1 protein-coding gene is annotated in these 284 nt (G+C 50.0%); it reads right to left on the minus strand.

Features of this window, described 5'->3' with window-relative positions; genetic code table 11:
* On the minus strand, nt 1-284 hold a 284-nt coding region (locus AB4512_RS25305), incomplete at both ends, for an efflux RND transporter permease subunit (protein ID WP_372176216.1).

The raw sequence follows: 284 nt of genomic DNA on the forward strand, positions 1-284 counted from the left end.
GGTGTATATCGTTGGCACAACGAACAGGGTGAATAATGTGCCCAACGACATACCCACCGTGATGACCAAACCAATCGAGAAACGGCTTTGAGCGCCAGCTCCGCTTGCAATGACCAGAGGTACGACACCGACAACCATCGCAGCTGTGGTCATCAATACTGGTCTCATTCGAACAGTCGCTGAACGAATAGCGGCCTCGCGTCGGCTGCATTTCAATTCCTGTTGCATTTGGTTAGCAAACTCCACAATCAAAATACCGTGCTTACTGATCAAGCCTATCAAGG

The sequence above is a fragment of the Vibrio sp. 10N.222.52.B7 genome (assembly GCF_041474275.1).
Taxonomy (GTDB): domain Bacteria; phylum Pseudomonadota; class Gammaproteobacteria; order Enterobacterales; family Vibrionaceae; genus Vibrio; species Vibrio crassostreae_C.